Annotated in this window: 17 protein-coding genes; 12 read left to right on the forward strand and 5 right to left on the reverse strand. The window is 59.4% G+C overall.

Annotated elements, in window-relative coordinates:
* Positions 1-17: 17 nt before the first annotated feature.
* On the reverse strand, positions 18-1,697 hold the full coding sequence (gene kdpA / locus ACOI7Z_RS01260) for a potassium-transporting ATPase subunit KdpA (RefSeq protein WP_087849758.1): 1,680 nt from the start codon (positions 1,695-1,697) through the stop codon (positions 18-20).
* Positions 1,697-1,786 carry a K(+)-transporting ATPase subunit F gene (kdpF, locus tag ACOI7Z_RS01265; protein ID WP_020323459.1) on the reverse strand — a complete coding sequence of 30 codons (90 nt, stop codon included), beginning with the start codon at positions 1,784-1,786 and terminating at the stop codon, positions 1,697-1,699. Before kdpF ends, kdpA begins: the two co-directional genes overlap by 1 nt.
* Positions 1,787-2,093: 307 nt before the next feature.
* On the opposite strand from kdpF, the gene ACOI7Z_RS01270 reads away from it, so the two are divergent.
* Positions 2,094-2,303: a DUF2517 family protein gene (locus ACOI7Z_RS01270; protein WP_004142243.1), complete on the forward strand. Its 210-nt coding sequence runs from the start codon at positions 2,094-2,096 to the stop codon at positions 2,301-2,303.
* Between the two features lie 182 nt (positions 2,304-2,485).
* Positions 2,486-3,928: a deoxyribodipyrimidine photo-lyase gene (gene phrB / locus ACOI7Z_RS01275; RefSeq protein WP_065882493.1), complete on the forward strand. Its 1,443-nt coding sequence runs from the start codon at positions 2,486-2,488 to the stop codon at positions 3,926-3,928.
* Here the strand turns inward: phrB and ACOI7Z_RS01280 are convergent.
* The gene (locus tag ACOI7Z_RS01280; RefSeq protein WP_032455154.1) at positions 3,900-5,378 is read right to left on the reverse strand and encodes an MFS transporter; all 1,479 of its coding nucleotides are present in this window, start codon (positions 5,376-5,378) and stop codon (positions 3,900-3,902) included. The genes phrB and ACOI7Z_RS01280 overlap by 29 nt on opposite strands.
* A 267-nt stretch (positions 5,379-5,645) precedes the next feature.
* Between ACOI7Z_RS01280 and ACOI7Z_RS01285 the strand changes: the two genes are divergently transcribed.
* Genes ACOI7Z_RS01285 through nei form a run of 6 tightly spaced genes read left to right on the forward strand, consistent with a single transcriptional unit; the run spans position 5,646 to position 10,209 of the window.
* The gene (locus ACOI7Z_RS01285; protein WP_087849757.1) at positions 5,646-6,389 is read left to right on the forward strand and encodes a type 2 GTP cyclohydrolase I; all 744 of its coding nucleotides are present in this window, start codon (positions 5,646-5,648) and stop codon (positions 6,387-6,389) included.
* A 14-nt stretch (positions 6,390-6,403) separates the two neighbouring features.
* A complete protein-coding gene (gene pxpB, locus ACOI7Z_RS01290) occupies positions 6,404-7,060 on the forward strand; it encodes a 5-oxoprolinase subunit PxpB (protein WP_087849756.1) in 657 nt (218 codons plus the stop codon).
* Positions 7,054-7,986 (forward strand): 5-oxoprolinase subunit PxpC, encoded by a 933-nt coding sequence (pxpC, locus tag ACOI7Z_RS01295; RefSeq protein WP_023288869.1) that lies wholly within the window; start codon positions 7,054-7,056, stop codon positions 7,984-7,986. Before pxpB ends, pxpC begins: the two co-directional genes overlap by 7 nt.
* On the forward strand, positions 7,976-8,728 hold the full coding sequence (pxpA, locus tag ACOI7Z_RS01300) for a 5-oxoprolinase subunit PxpA (protein ID WP_087849755.1): 753 nt from the start codon (positions 7,976-7,978) through the stop codon (positions 8,726-8,728). Before pxpC ends, pxpA begins: the two co-directional genes overlap by 11 nt.
* A gap of 29 nt (positions 8,729-8,757) precedes the next feature.
* Entirely contained in the window at positions 8,758-9,402 is a 645-nt protein-coding gene (pcp, locus tag ACOI7Z_RS01305; protein WP_048334976.1) for a pyroglutamyl-peptidase I, read from the forward strand.
* 15 nt (positions 9,403-9,417) lie between these two features.
* Positions 9,418-10,209, forward strand: coding sequence for an endonuclease VIII (nei, locus tag ACOI7Z_RS01310; RefSeq protein WP_032455160.1), 792 nt, complete (start codon positions 9,418-9,420; stop codon positions 10,207-10,209).
* Between the two features lie 85 nt (positions 10,210-10,294).
* On the opposite strand, the gene gltA is transcribed toward nei, so the two are convergent.
* On the reverse strand, positions 10,295-11,578 hold the full coding sequence (gene gltA, locus ACOI7Z_RS01315) for a citrate synthase (protein WP_023288873.1): 1,284 nt from the start codon (positions 11,576-11,578) through the stop codon (positions 10,295-10,297).
* A 184-nt stretch (positions 11,579-11,762) separates the two neighbouring features.
* Entirely contained in the window at positions 11,763-11,894 is a 132-nt protein-coding gene (locus tag ACOI7Z_RS01320; RefSeq protein WP_418272143.1) for a hypothetical protein, read from the reverse strand.
* A gap of 324 nt (positions 11,895-12,218) precedes the next feature.
* On the opposite strand from ACOI7Z_RS01320, the gene sdhC reads away from it, so the two are divergent.
* Genes sdhC through sdhB form a run of 4 tightly spaced genes read left to right on the forward strand, consistent with a single transcriptional unit; the run spans position 12,219 to position 15,462 of the window.
* On the forward strand, positions 12,219-12,623 hold the full coding sequence (sdhC, locus tag ACOI7Z_RS01325) for a succinate dehydrogenase cytochrome b556 subunit (protein ID WP_004142216.1): 405 nt from the start codon (positions 12,219-12,221) through the stop codon (positions 12,621-12,623).
* The gene (gene sdhD / locus ACOI7Z_RS01330) at positions 12,617-12,964 is read left to right on the forward strand and encodes a succinate dehydrogenase membrane anchor subunit (protein ID WP_002894949.1); all 348 of its coding nucleotides are present in this window, start codon (positions 12,617-12,619) and stop codon (positions 12,962-12,964) included. The genes sdhC and sdhD overlap by 7 nt, the downstream gene beginning before the upstream one ends.
* Positions 12,964-14,730, forward strand: a complete 1,767-nt coding sequence (gene sdhA, locus ACOI7Z_RS01335; protein ID WP_004179067.1) for a succinate dehydrogenase flavoprotein subunit — start codon at positions 12,964-12,966, stop codon at positions 14,728-14,730. The genes sdhD and sdhA overlap by 1 nt, the downstream gene beginning before the upstream one ends.
* A gap of 15 nt (positions 14,731-14,745) precedes the next feature.
* Entirely contained in the window at positions 14,746-15,462 is a 717-nt protein-coding gene (sdhB, locus tag ACOI7Z_RS01340; protein WP_023288874.1) for a succinate dehydrogenase iron-sulfur subunit SdhB, read from the forward strand.
* Positions 15,463-15,616 lie beyond the last annotated feature (154 nt).

Raw genomic sequence — 15,616 nt, forward strand, 5'->3', positions numbered from 1 at the left:
AGGGGGCTCCGCATCGCTCAAAGTAAGGAAAAGTGTTCGGCCAGCGGGCCAAGCGCCAGCGCAGGAATAAAGGTCAGGGCGCCCACCAGCAGCACGGTGCCGATCAGCAGACCGATAAACAGGGCGTCGTGGGTGGCCAGGGTACCGGGGCTGGCCGGTTGAATTTTCTTCGCCACCAGCGAGCCGGCGATAGCCATCACCGGAATGATGACGGCGAAGCGTCCAGCCAGCATGCAGAACGCCAGCAGCAGGTTCCAGAAGGGCGTCGCCGCGCCCAGGCCGGCGAAGGCGCTGCCGTTGTTATTGGCCGCCGAGGTGACGGCGTACAGCACTTCGCTAAAGCCGTGTGGTCCGGGGTTGAACATCCCGGCGCGGCCGGCCTCGGTCATCATCGCCAGCGCCGTGCCGAGCAGCACCAGCGTCGGGGTGACCAGAATGGCCAGGGCGATCATTTTCATTTCCCGGACATCGATTTTTTTCCCGAGGTACTCCGGGGTACGGCCGACCATCAGCCCGGCGATAAACACCGCCAGCATAACGAACAGCAGCATGCCGTACAGGCCCGAGCCGACGCCGCCGAACACCACTTCGCCAATCTGCATCAGCCACATCGGCACCATGCCGCCCAGCGCGGTGAAGGAGTCATGCATGGCGTTGACCGCGCCGCAGGAGGCGGCGGTGGTGATCACCGCGAACAGACTGCTGGCGAGAACACCAAAGCGGCTCTCTTTACCTTCCATATTCAGGCTGCTGTCGGCGCCCAGCGTCAGCAGGTGCGGGTTACCGCGGGTTTCCGCCCACATCACCACGGCGACGCAGAGGATAAAGATCAGCGTCATCGCCCACAGGATAGCGCGCCCCTGGCGGCGATCGCTCACCACCTCGCCGAAGGCGAAGCACAGCGCCGCCGGGATCAGGAAGATGGATAGCATCTGCACGAGATTGGTCAGCGCCGTCGGGTTTTCAAACGGATGGGCGGAGTTAGCGTTAAAGAAACCGCCGCCGTTGGTGCCCAGCAGCTTAATCGCTTCCTGTGAGGCGACAGGCCCCATCGGCAGCAGCTGGTGCGCCCCTTCGAGGGTGGTAAAGGGCTGGTAAGCCTGCAGGTTCTGCGGCACGCCTTGCTGAATAAAGAACAGGGCTACCAGCAGAGAGAGCGGCAGCAGCAGCCACAGGGTAATGCGCGTCAGGTCGACCCAGGCATTGCCGAGGGTGGACATTTTCTGTCGGGCGAAGGCGCGGGTCAGGGCGAAGACCACGGCGATGCCGGTGGCGGCGGAGAGGAAATTCTGCACCGTCAGCCCCACCATCTGGCTGAGATAGCTCATGGTGCTTTCGCCGGCGTAAGCCTGCCAGTTGGTATTACTGACAAAGCTGACCGCGGTGTTGAGCGCCAGATCCCACGGCAGCCCCGGCAGGTGCTGCGGGTTAAAGGGCAGCACGCCCTGGAGCATCAGCAGGGCAAACAGCGCCAGGCCGCCGAGGGCGTTAAACAGCAGGATCGCCAGCAAATACTGCAGCCAGCCCATCTCTTCGGTGCGGATCCCGGCCACGCGCCACAGAACGCGCTCGACGCCGGCCAGGCCGGGAAGCGGGATGTCGTTCACCATTCTCGCCAGACACATCCCCAGCGGGCGCGCCAGCGCCAGCAATACCAGCAGGTAGCTGGCTAATAATAAAAATCCCTGGGCCGCCATCAGAATGCCTCCGCATGTATCAAGGCATAAACCAGATAAGCCAGTAACAGGAACACCAGCCCAACGCCAGTGAGTACGCCTGCAGTCACAATCCACCTCCGGGTGTGTTTTTGATTTACCAGGAGAATAGAAATTACGGCGCAAAGATTTCGCAAAAATCCGCGGGCGCGGTGTAAAAAAAGTATAAAAATGGCAAAGGCACAATTTAACTGATGGTTAGTATTAATTTAACTTTTTCGTAACTAATTTACGGGATGAATGTAAATTAAGTATAAATACGTGCTTTTTAGTGGTCGGATGAGTAGTAAAATTACAACCAACGCGGTACTATTTTGCTCAAACAAACATGGTAATTTTTTACCGGCGCGACTTGCCGGCCTGACAAAGGGGAGAGAAATGATGGCGTTGTACAAAGCTTATCCTGCTCATATTATTTTGCTGCGTCGGGCTTTCGCCGTCGTGGCTGGCGTCGCGGCGCTGCCGGTGATGCTGTTCTGGAAAGATCGCGCCCGCTATTACAGCTGGCTGCACCGGGTGTGGTCGAAAACCAGCGAGCAGCCGGTGTGGATGGCGCAGGCGGAAAAAGCTGCTCACGACTTCTACTGATTCGCCCTGCTGCAATGAAAGCCAATAACCGCCGGTTGCCCCCGGCGGTTTTTTTTCGTCGCTTGTCTACACTCGTTGCAAGCGCCGCAGCGGAATTGGCAGGTGCTTATTTTGCCGGAGCGCGCTATTTTTTCCGGCTTAGATCATGAGATGAGTTTTGCTGACGGATAATGAGGAGTGATATGGCCACCCATCTGGTCTGGTTACGCACGGATTTACGCATTCACGATAACCTGGCGCTGGCCGCCGCCTGCCGCGATCCGCAGGCGCAGGTGCTGGCGCTCTATATTGCCACCCCGGGGCAGTGGCGCGAGCATCATATGGCGCCGCGGCAGGCCGCTTTTATCGCCAGCCATTTGCACAGTCTGCACGCCGCGCTGGCGGAGCGTGGCATACCGTTGTGGGTAGAAGAGGCGGACGATTTTAGCGCCAGCGTCGAGCGACTGGCCCATTTTTGCCAGCAGCACCAGGTCAGTCACCTGTTCTACAACTATCAGTACGAATTCAATGAACGCCAGCGCGATGCCGCCGTTGAGAACACCTTGAGCGAAGTGATTTGCCAGGGATTTGACGACAGCGTCCTGTTGCCGCCCGGCAGCGTACTGACCGGCGGCGGCGAAATGTATAAAGTCTTCACTCCGTTTAAGAATGCGTTTATTCGCCGGCTACGGGAAGGGCTGCCGGCGTGCGTGGCCGCGCCAAAGCCGCGCGAGGCACCCGCCCGCCAGGCGCCGCCGCCGCCGGAGCTCAACTATCCGCAAACGCCGTTCGATGGGCTGCTGTTTGCCGCAGATGAAAAAACGGCGCTGGCGCGGCTGCGCGCGTTTTGTCAGCAACCGGCGGCGGATTATGAGGGGCAGCGCGACTTCCCGGCCGTGGAAGGGACCAGTCGCCTGTCGCCCTGCCTGGCCACCGGGGTGCTGTCGCCGCGCCAGTGCCTGCATCGGCTGCTGACGGAACACCCCGCCGCGCTGGACGGCGGGGCAGGGGCCACCTGGCTTAATGAGCTGATTTGGCGCGAGTTTTACCGCCATCTGATGGTCTACTATCCGAAACTCTGTAAAGGACGGCCGTTTGTCGCCTGGACCGATAAGGTCGCCTGGCGCGAAGAGGATGGCGCCCTGCAGGCCTGGCAGCGCGGGGAGACCGGCTTTCCGATTGTCGATGCCGCCATGCGCCAGCTTAACGCCACCGGCTGGATGCATAACCGGTTGCGCATGATCGTCGCCAGCTTCCTGACTAAAGATCTGCGCCTCGACTGGCGGGCAGGGGAGCGCTATTTCATGAGCCAGCTGATTGATGGCGACCTGGCGGCGAACAACGGCGGCTGGCAGTGGGCGGCTTCGACGGGCACCGACGCCGCGCCCTATTTCCGCATATTTAATCCCACCACCCAGGGCGAGAAGTTTGATAAGCAGGGGGTGTTTATGCGTCGCTGGCTGCCGGAGCTGGCAAAGGTGCCGGAGAAGGCGCTGCATCAGCCGTGGGCGTGGGCGGATAAACAGGGGATTACGCTGGATTATCCGCGCCCGATAGTCGATCACAAGCAGGCGCGGCAGGAGACGCTGGCGGCCTGGGAGGCCGCCAGAAAGGGGATTACTCCACCGCCAGACGGCGGGTCCTGACCTTCAGCGAGTGATACAGCCAGATGACCAGCACCACGCCGACGCAGGCCAGCGCGCCCCAGGTGATCTGGCTGAAGACGTTGATGTAGGCGTCAATGGAGTAGTTCACCGCCCCGGCGGCGTCGAATGACGCCTGCGAGGTCTGGTCGGCGATAACGCCGGCCAGATAGTTGGCGATGGCCCCGGAGAGCAGCATATAGATGCCGGTCAACACCCCGGTGACCCCCGGGATCTCAATGCGGGTGATTTGCGACATCGCGACCGGGTCGATAAACAGTTCGGCAAAACCCATCACCGCCAGCCCCAGCACCATCAGCGGCATGGACGACTGACCATAGGCCGCCGACCAGCGGGCGCTGAGGGTTAGGATGCAGAACCCGGCGCTCATCAGGCCCAGACCGAGGGCAAATTTTCCCCAGATGCGCACGGTGCGATTACCGCCGACGCTCTCTTTCACCAGCCACGCCAGCACCATGCCGCAGAGCATCACCGCGAAGGCATTGATCGACTGGAACATAGCGGTAGGGACTTCGTAGCTCATGATATGGCGGTTAACGAAGCGGTCAATATACAGGCTGATGGAGCTGCCGCCCTGTTGGGCGAAGGCCCAGAACAGTAGGCTGAAAGCGGTCAGGACGACGATCAGGCGCAGATCCTTGCGCTGTTTATCGGTCTCGGCGCGCAGGTAGATCCGCGCCAGCACCGCGAGGCCAATGGCCGTGGCCACGATCAGGGCATATACCGACCACTCCTGCCAGAACAGCACGGCAATCAGCAGCGGAGCAGTGACCAGCAGCACCAGCAGCCAGCCCCAGTTCGGCAGCAGGAAACGACGTGCGCACAGCGCCTGGCGGTTCACGCCGGCGGTATGCTGGAAGTGACGGTTGCCGCAGAGGAAAATCACCAGTCCCGCCACCATGCCGATGGCCGCCAGGGCAAAGCCCATCGCCCAGCTATACTCCTCCTGGACGTAGCCGCAGGCGATCGGCGCGATGATCGAGCCGATATTGCCCGCGGCATACATCAGCGAGAAACCGCCATCGCGACGCGGATCGGCGGGTTCGTACAGCTCGCCCAGCAGACAGCTGACGTTGGATTTAAACAACCCGTAGCCGCAGACGATGATCGCCAGCGACAGGTAGAGGAAGACCGGGGCGGTTTCGCTGGCCCCGAGCACCAGATGGCCAATGGCCATCAGCAGCGCGCCGAGCATGACCGCCATCCGGTTGCCTAACAGCTTATCGGCCAGATAGCCGCCGAGGATCGGCGTCACATAGACCAGCGAACAGTAGGCGCTGAACAGGGCGTAAGCGTGGTTATCGTCATATTTAAGCTGATTGGTGAGATAGAGGATCAGCAGGGCGCGCATGCCGTAGAAGCTAAAGTATTCCCAGATTTGCAGCGCCACGACGTAGTAAATCGCCCGCGGTTGCGATGATGTTGTCTTCATGAGAAGTGTGTTTCCTGGCGTAAAGCGAAAGTCGATCGTTCTGCATGAATAGCGTTTAATTAGTCATATTCATGGCTTGAGGGGCTTTCTGATTATTTAATATGCTTTATTAGTGCATAAATATACACGAATGCGCGGCGGGATGAATAGACAAATTGGGCTATTCGGTAAAAAGTCATCGTCAGTGTCGGAGGCGGACTATCGACGACCCGAATGGATCTGGTTATGTTATGCCTTTGTATACCCTGATTATCTGCTGGAGTGGCGATGAAAAATAGCGAACTGGAACAACTGATAAACGACAAGCTCAATAGCGCAGCCATCAGTGACTTCGCCCCTAACGGTCTGCAGGTGGAAGGGCGCGACACGGTGCACAAGATCGTCACCGGAGTCACGGCCAGCCAGGCGCTGCTGGATGAGGCCGTCCGCCTGCAGGCGGATGCGGTAATCGTCCATCACGGCTATTTCTGGAAAAACGAATCGCCAGTGATCCGCGGCATGAAGCGCCGGCGCCTGAAAACCCTGCTGGCCAACGATATCAATCTCTACGGCTGGCACCTGCCGCTGGATGCCCATCCCGAGCTGGGCAATAACGCGCAGCTGGCGCATCTGCTGGGGATTAACGTGCTGGGCGAAATCGAACCGCTGGTGCCCTGGGGCGAACTGTCGATGCCGGTGTCCGGCCTCGAGCTGGCCTCGTGGATTGAAGCGCGGCTGGGACGCAAGCCGCTGTGGTGCGGCGATACCGGGCCGGACACCGTCAGCCGCGTCGCCTGGTGTACCGGGGGCGGCCAGAGCTTTATCGACGCCGCGGCGCGCTTTGGCGTGGACGCGTTTATCACCGGCGAGGTGTCGGAACAAACCATCCACTCTGCCCGCGAGCAGGGTCTGCATTTTTATGCCGCCGGCCACCACGCCACCGAGCGGGGCGGCATTCGCGCCCTCAGCGAATGGCTGATGGAAACCACCGACCTGGATGTCACCTTTATTGATATTCCTAACCCTGCCTGACGGGAGAGAGAAAAGTGCAGCGAGCGCGTTGTTATCTGTTAGGAGAAACGTCTGTCGTGCTGGAGCTGGAGCCGCCGGTTACCCTTGAAAGCCAGCAACGGATCTGGGGATTAGCCCAGCGTCTGGCGAACCATGAAGAGGTGATTGACGCCATTCCCGGCATGAACAATATCACTGTGGTGCTCCGCCGCCCGCAGGAGGTGGCGTGGGAGGCGATAGACCGTCTGCAGCGCTGGTGGGAGGAGAGCCTCGCGATCGAGCCAGAGTCGCGCTCGCTGTCTGTTCCGGTCGTCTACGGCGGCGAGGCCGGACCGGACCTCGGGGTGGTGGCGCAGCACAGCGGCCTGAGTGAAAAACAGGTCGTGGAGCTGCACGCCTCGGTGGAATATCTGGTCTGGTTTATTGGTTTTCAGCCGGGATTTCCCTACCTGGGCGGGCTGCCTGCGGCGCTGGCGACACCGCGTCGCGCCGAACCGCGCGTGCTCGTTCCGGCCGGATCGGTGGGTATCGGCGGCGCGCAAACCGGTATCTATCCGCTGGCGACGCCCGGCGGCTGGCAGCTGCTGGGGCGGACCGCGCTGACGCTGTTCGACCCGGCGCGGAAGGAGCCTGCGCTACTGCGCGTGGGCGATAAAATTCGCTTTGTGCCGCAAAAGGAGGGGGTATGTTGACCTTGATCCGCGCCGGCCTGTACACCTCGGTACAGGACGGTGGACGAGAAGGCCTGCGCCAGTCTGGCATCAGCCGCTGCGGCGCCCTGGATTATCCCTCGCTGGTGATTGCCAATCTGCTGGTTGGCAACGAGGCGAATGCCGCCGGGCTGGAGATTACCCTCGGCCAGGTGGAGATCGAATTTGCCCGCAGCGGCTGGTTTGCGCTGACCGGCGCCGCCTGCGAAGCGACGCTGGACGGTAAAGCGGTCTGGGTGGGCTGGCGCACCGCCTACCGGGCCGGGCAGCGGCTGGTGCTGAAAACGCCGCAGCATGGCATTCGTAGCTATCTGGCGGTGGCGGGCGGGATTGCGGTCCCCGAGGTCCTTGGCTCGCGCTGCACGGATCTCAAGGCGGGGATTGGCGGTCTGGAAGGACGCCGCCTGCAGGACGGCGACAAGCTGAAGCTCGGGAAAGCCGCCCGCCGCTTCACCACCCCGCGCGGCGTCAAGCAGCTGCCGCTGGGCAACCGCATTCGTGCGCTGCCCGGGCCGGAGTACCATGAATTTGACGAGGCCTCGCAGGCGTCATTCTGGCGCGCCCCCTGGAAGCTCAGTCCGCAGAGTAACCGCATGGGGTACCGCCTGCAGGGGCAGCCGCTGAAACGCACCACCGATCGTGAAATGCTGTCGCACGGCCTGCTGCCGGGCGTGGTGCAGGTGCCGCACAACGGCCAGCCCATTGTGCTGATGAACGACGCGCAAACCACCGGCGGCTATCCGCGGATCGCCTGCATTATCGATGCCGATATGTACCAGCTGGCGCAGATCCCGCTGGGGCAGCCGATCCATTTCGTGGCCTGCTCGCTGGAGGAGGCGCTGAAGGCGCGGGCCGATCGCCAGCGTTATCTTGAACAACTGGCCTGGAGACTCCACGATGATGATTGATCTTAATGCCGATCTCGGAGAAGGCGGGGCGAACGATAGCGCGCTGCTCCAGCTGGTGTCATCGGCGAATATCGCCTGTGGTTTTCACGCCGGCGACGCCGGGCTGATGGTGCAGAGCGTGCGCGAGGCGCTGAAGTACGGCGTGGCGGTGGGCGCCCATCCGGGATATCCCGACCGGGAAAATTTTGGCCGCACGGCGATGGATCTGCCGCCGGAAACGGTCTATGCCCAGACGCTGTATCAGATTGGCGCTCTGGCGGCGATCGTTCTGGCGCAAGGCGGCGAGTTGCAGCACGTGAAGCCGCACGGCATGCTCTACAACCAGGCGGCCAAATCGCCACCGCTGGCCGACGCGATCGCCCGCGCGGTCCGCGATGTTAACCCGCAGCTGGTGCTGGTGGGTCTGGCGGGCAGCGAATTGATCCGCGCCGGACAGCGCTATGGTCTGACGACGCGTCAGGAGGTGTTTGCCGATCGCGGTTATCTGGCCGACGGCAGCCTGGTGCCGCGCAGCCAGCCCGGGGCGCTGATTGACAGCGAAGAGCAGGCTCTGGCGCAAACCCTCGAGATGGTGCAACACCACCGGGTGCGCAGCGTCAGCGGCGAATGGGCGAATGTGGTGGCGCAGACGGTATGTCTGCACGGTGATGGTCCGCATGCCCTCGATTTTGCCCGCCGTTTGCGGGCGGCGTTCGCCGGGCGCCATATTCTGGTCAGCGCTCAGCCTGAGGCTGAGATATGACAATCGGCATGACCGCGAAGGAGAGGATGGTGGCGGGAGTATTACTAACCGGTTTCGAACCCTTTGACGGCGAGACGGTGAACCCTTCCTGGGAAGTGGTGCAGCAGCTTGACGGCACTATGATTGCTGGCCAGCCGGTGACCGCCCGGCAGCTTCCCTGCGTGTTTGGCGAGGCGCTGTCGGCGCTCGACGCGGCGATAGAGGACCTGCAGCCGAAGCTGGTTATCGCGGTGGGGCAGGCCGGCGGTCGGGTCGATATCAGCGTCGAACGTGTGGCGATCAACGTCGATGATGCGCGTATCCCCGATAACAAAGGCCAGCAACCCATCGACACGCCGATCGTCGACGGCGGGCCAGCGGCGTGGTTCAGCACCTTGCCGATCAAAGCGATCGTCAGCGCGCTGCGCGATCGCGGGATCCCGGCCTCGGTGTCGCAAACCGCCGGCACCTTCGTCTGCAACCACGTCATGTACGGCCTGTTGCACAGGTTGCAGGGTCAGGCTGAGGTGAGAGGCGGTTTTATCCATATTCCATGGCTACCGGCGCAGGCGGCGGCCCATCCCGGCGAGCCGAGTATGGCGATCGCCACCGTGCGGGAGGCGCTGGAGACGGCCATTGCCGTGGCCCTGCGCCAGCCGGTGGACAGTAAACTGGGCGGCGGCGCCACCCACTGACAAAAGGATGACAGTATGCCGGAAGGTCCGGAGATCCGCCGCGCGGCGGATACACTGGAGGCGGCAATCAAAGACGAACCCTTAACCGACGTCTGGTTCGCCTTTCCCCGGTTGCAACCCTACCAAACCCCGCTGATTGGTCAGCGGGTTACCCATATCGACACCCGGGGCAAAGCCCTGCTGACCCGCTTCTCCGGCGGCCTGACCCTGTACAGCCATAATCAGCTGTACGGCGTCTGGCGCGTGGTTGACGCTGGCGAACAGCCCGCCTCTAACCGGGTGCTGCGCGTCAGGCTCCAGACCGCCAGCAAGGCGATTTTGCTCTACAGCGCGTCGGACATTGAGATGCTCACAGCGGAGCAGGTGGCCAACCATCCATTCTTGCTGCGCATCGGTCCGGACGTACTGGATATGACGTTAACCGCGGAGCAGGTGAAAGCGCGGCTGCTGTCGGCCAAATTCCGCCATCGTCAGTTTTCCGGCCTGCTGTTGGATCAGGCTTTTCTTGCCGGGCTGGGAAACTATCTGCGGGTGGAAATCCTCTGGCAGGTGGGGCTGACCGGGCAGCATAAGGCCTCGGAGCTGAATGCAATACAACTGGATGCGTTGGCGCACGCGCTGCTTGATATCCCGCGGCTTTCCTATCGCACCCGCGGCCAGCCCGATGACAACAAGCACCACGGCGCGCTGTTCCGCTTTAAGGTGTTCCATCGCGATGGCGAACAGTGCGAGCGCTGCGGGGGCGTGATTGAGAAGACGATGCTCTCCTCGCGGCCGTTTTACTGGTGCCCGCGCTGCCAGCATTAAGCCGGCGACCAGGCAGCACCAGACCTCATCGTCAGGCATAAAAAAACGCGCCATCAGGCGCGTTTTTATCATCCGGACAGCGAGATTAACGCTTGATGTCGGACTGGAAATCGCGTTTTTCGTAGCCGGTATAGAGCTGACGCGGACGGGCGATTTTCATGCCATCGCTGTGCATTTCGTTCCAGTGCGCAATCCAGCCCACGGTACGCGCCATGGCGAAGATAACGGTAAACATGGAGGACGGAATACCCATCGCTTTCAGGATGATACCGGAGTAGAAGTCGACGTTCGGGTAGAGTTTCTTCTCGATGAAGTACGGGTCGTTCAGCGCGATATGCTCCAGCTCCATGGCCACCTGCAGCAGGTCGTCTTTGGTGCCCAGCTCTTTCAGCACTTCATGGCAGGTTTCACGCATCACGGTGGCGCGCGGGTCGTAGTTTTTGTAGACACGATGGCCGAAGCCCATCAGGCGGAAAGAGTCATTCTTGTCTTTCGCACGACGAACAAATTCCGGAATGTGCTCAACGGAGCTGATCTCTTCCAGCATTTTCAGCGCCGCTTCGTTGGCGCCGCCGTGCGCCGGTCCCCACAGGGAGGCGATGCCGGCTGCGATACAGGCGAACGGGTTAGCGCCGGAAGAGCCCGCGGTACGTACCGTCGAGGTCGAGGCGTTCTGTTCGTGATCGGCGTGCAGGATCAGAATACGGTCCATTGCGCGCTCCAGCACCGGATTGACTTCGTACTCTTCGCACGGCGTGGCGAACATCATGCGCAGGAAGTTGCCGGCGTAGGAGAGGTCATTGCGCGGATAAACAAACGGCTGGCCGATAGAATACTTGTAACACATGGCTGCCATGGTCGGCATTTTGGACAGCAGGCGATAGGCGGCAATTTCACGGTGACGCGGGTTATTCACGTCGAGGGAGTCGTGATAGAACGCCGCCAGGGCGCCGGTGATCCCGCACATAACGGCCATCGGGTGAGAATCGCGACGGAACGCATGGAACAGACGAGTAATCTGCTCATGGATCATGGTGTGGCGGGTGACGGTGGTTTTGAATTCGTCATATTCGGCCTGGGTCGGTTTTTCACCGTTTAGCAGAATGTAACAAACTTCAAGATAGTTTGATTCGGTCGCTAACTGGTCGATCGGGAAGCCACGGTGCAGCAGGATCCCCTCGTCACCATCGATAAACGTAATTTTAGATTCACAGGAAGCGGTAGATGTGAAACCTGGGTCAAAGGTAAATACGCCTTTTGAACCAAGACTACGAATATCAATAACATCCTGACCGAGCGTGCCTTTTAGCACATCCAGTTCAATAGCAGTGTCACCACCCAGGGTGATTTTTGCTTTAGCATCAGACATTTATGGTCTCCTTAGCGCCTTTATTGCTTAAGACTGCCGGGTGGTGGATTTGCTTTCGGCCCGCGCCCGTATACGTTACCAGTTTGTTATGTTGCACACAGCTCTGCGTCAGCGAAAAGGACAGGGTACAGAGCAACGGCGCTTGATGGCACGTTCTTCAGGGCTGCGGTGAAACAACAGCAAATCAGCGTTTTAGCAGTCCGAATATTAAAACCTGTATACCACTAATAACTGTCCTGATTACATCGGTCAATACTGACACACTGTTACATAACTTATTCTCAGGTGAAAGCATGACCTCATAACTTTTGAGCATTATTGCATTTAACTGGTAATGGTTGTAACAAGAATGTTTAATATTTGTCAAATCAGGTGATTAAAAATTAAAAAAATGTTGTTATCGTGACCTTGATCACTGTTCCGGAGAAAACCCAACAAACTATATGTAGGTTAATTGTAATGATTTTGTGAACGGCCTATACTGCGGCCAGGTCTCCGGAACACCCTGCAATCCCGAGCCACCCAGCGTTGTTTAGTGATGTTTTAATGCCTGAAAAGACGTTTTAACATGACTTCTGGTTATAGAAAGGACGCTGTCTGACCCGCAAGCAGACCGGAGGAAGGAAACAATAAGAACAGCATGTGGGCGTTATTCATGGTAAGAAATGTGAAAAAACAAAGACCTGTCAATCTGGATCTACAAACGATACGGTTCCCAATCACGGCGATAGCGTCCATTCTCCATCGCGTTTCCGGTGTCATCACCTTCGTGGCGGTCGGAATTCTGCTTTGGCTGCTGGGCACCAGCCTCTCCTCCCCTGAAGGTTTTCTGACGGCGGCCTCGATCATGGATAGCTTCTTTGTGAAGTTCATCATGTGGGGCATTCTCACCGCGCTGGCCTATCACGTCGTTGTTGGTATCCGCCATCTGATGATGGACTTTGGCTACCTGGACGAAACCCTCGAAGCAGGGAAACGTTCCGCCAAGATTTCTTTTGTTATTACTGTCGTGCTTTCACTTCTCGCAGGAGTCCTCGTATGGTAAGCAACGCCTCAGCACTGGGACGCAACGGCGTACATGACTTTATTCTGGTCCGTGCTACCGCCATCGTTCTGACCCTCTACATCATCTACATGGTTGGCTTCTTCGCTACCACCGGTGAAATCTCATGGGAAGTGTGGACCGGATTCTTTGCCTCCGGCTTCACTAAAGTCTTCACTCTGCTGGCTCTCGTTTCCATTCTTATCCATGCCTGGATCGGGATGTGGCAGGTGTTAACGGACTACGTTAAACCACTGGCTCTGCGCCTGGTTCTGCAACTGGCTATCGTTGTGGCGCTGGTGGCTTACGTTCTTTATGGATTTGTTGTGGTGTGGGGTGTGTAATGAAATTGCCAGTCAGAGAGTTTGATGCTGTTGTCATCGGTGCCGGCGGCGCAGGTATGCGCGCGGCGCTGCAAATTTCCCAGAGCGGACAGACCTGTGCGCTGCTCTCCAAAGTTTTCCCGACCCGATCGCACACCGTATCCGCGCAGGGTGGTATCACCGTCGCGCTCGGTAACTCCCATGAAGATAACTGGGAATGGCATATGTACGACACCGTAAAAGGGTCGGACTATATCGGCGACCAGGACGCCATCGAATATATGTGTAAGACCGGCCCGGAAGCGATTCTCGAGCTGGAGCACATGGGCCTGCCGTTCTCCCGTCTTGACGACGGCCGTATTTATCAGCGCCCGTTCGGCGGCCAGTCGAAGAACTTCGGCGGCGAGCAGGCGGCGCGTACCGCGGCGGCGGCTGACCGTACCGGCCACGCCCTGCTGCACACCCTGTACCAGCAGAACCTCAAAAACCACACCACTATCTTCTCCGAATGGTATGCCCTCGATCTGGTGAAAAACCAGGACGGCGCGGTGGTGGGTTGTACCGCCCTGTGCATCGAGACCGGCGAAGTGGTCTACTTTAAAGCCCGCGCCACCGTGCTGGCGACCGGCGGCGCAGGCCGTATCTATCAGTCCACCACCAACGCCCACATCAACACCGGTGACGGCGTCGGGATGGCCATCCGCGCCGGCGTGCCGGTGCAGGATATGGAAATGTGGCAGTTCCACCCGACCGGTATCGCCGGGGCCGGGGTTCTGGTCACCGAAGGTTGCCGCGGCGAAGGCGGTTATCTGCTGAATAAACACGGCGAGCGCTTTATGGAGCGTTATGCGCCGAACGCGAAAGACCTGGCGGGTCGTGACGTGGTGGCGCGTTCCATCATGATCGAGATCCGCGAAGGCCGCGGCTGCGACGGCCCGTGGGGCCCGCACGCGAAACTGAAACTGGATCACCTGGGTAAAGAGGTTCTGGAATCTCGTCTGCCGGGTATCCTTGAGCTGTCCCGCACCTTTGCTCACGTCGATCCGGTGAAAGAGCCGATCCCGGTTATCCCAACCTGCCACTACATGATGGGCGGTATTCCGACCAAAGTGACCGGCCAGGCGCTGACCGTCAATGAGAAGGGCGAAGACGTGGTGATCCCGGGTCTGTTCGCGGTGGGCGAAATCGCCTGCGTATCGGTCCACGGCGCCAACCGTTTGGGCGGCAACTCGCTGCTCGACCTGGTGGTCTTCGGCCGCGCGGCGGGCCTGCATCTGCAGGAGTCTATCGCCGAGCAGGGCACGCTGCGCGACGCCAGCGAATCCGATATCGAAGGCTCGCTGGACCGCCTCAACCGCTGGAACAACACCCGTTCCGGTGAAGATCCGGTGGCGATCCGCAAAGCGCTGCAGGAATGTATGCAGCATAACTTCTCGGTGTTCCGCGAAGGTGATGCGATGCACAAAGGTCTGGAACAGCTGAAAGTGATCCGCGAGCGCCTGAAAAACGCCCGTCTCGACGATACCTCCAGCGAGTTCAACACCCAGCGCGTTGAGTGCCTGGAGCTGGATAACCTGATGGAAACCGCGTACGCGACCGCCGTATCCGCTAACTTCCGTACCGAGAGCCGTGGCGCCCACAGCCGCTTCGACTTCCCGGATCGTGATGATGAAAACTGGCTGTGCCATTCCCTGTATCTGCCAGAGTCGGAATCCATGACGCGTCGTAGCGTCAACATGGAACCGAAACTGCGTCCGGCATTCCCGCCGAAGATTCGTACTTATTAATGCGGAGACAGGAAAATGAAACTCGAGTTTTCAATTTATCGCTATAACCCGGATGTTGACGACGCTCCGCACATGCAGGATTACACCCTCGACGCGGAAGAAGGTCGTGACATGATGCTGCTGGATGCGCTGATCCAGCTGAAAGAAAAAGATCCGTCGCTGTCGTTCCGCCGCTCCTGCCGTGAAGGGGTCTGCGGTTCCGATGGCCTGAACATGAACGGGAAAAACGGTCTGGCGTGCATCACGCCGATCTCCGCGCTGAATCAGCCGGGCAAGAAGATTGTTATCCGCCCGCTGCCAGGATTACCGGTTATCCGTGATTTGGTGGTGGACATGGGGCAATTCTATGCACAATATGAGAAGATTAAGCCTTACTTGTTGAATAATGGGCAAAATCCTCCGGCTCGCGAGCATCTGCAGATGCCTGAGCAGCGTGAGAAGCTCGATGGCCTGTACGAGTGTATTCTGTGCGCATGTTGTTCGACCTCGTGCCCGTCGTTCTGGTGGAACCCGGACAAGTTCATCGGCCCGGCAGGCCTGCTGGCCGCGTATCGCTTCCTGATCGACAGTCGCGATACCGAAACCAGCGAGCGTCTGGACGGCCTGAGCGATGCTTTCAGCGTATTCCGCTGTCACAGCATTATGAACTGCGTCAGTGTGTGTCCTAAGGGGCTGAACCCGACGCGCGCCATCGGCCATATTAAGTCGATGCTGCTGCAGCGCAGTGCGTAAGTTGTTTTAGTTGCCGGATGGCGACGTAAACGTCTTATCCGGCCTACAGGAGCATATTTTGTAGGCCTGATAAGCGAAGCGCCATCAGGCAATAGATATAGCAGGAAATCTTTAAAAACCGCCAAATATGTACCAGTAATCAAGGCGTTCAGAG

The organism is Klebsiella sp. C283 (assembly GCF_048822555.1).
Classification (GTDB): domain Bacteria; phylum Pseudomonadota; class Gammaproteobacteria; order Enterobacterales; family Enterobacteriaceae; genus Klebsiella; species Klebsiella quasipneumoniae.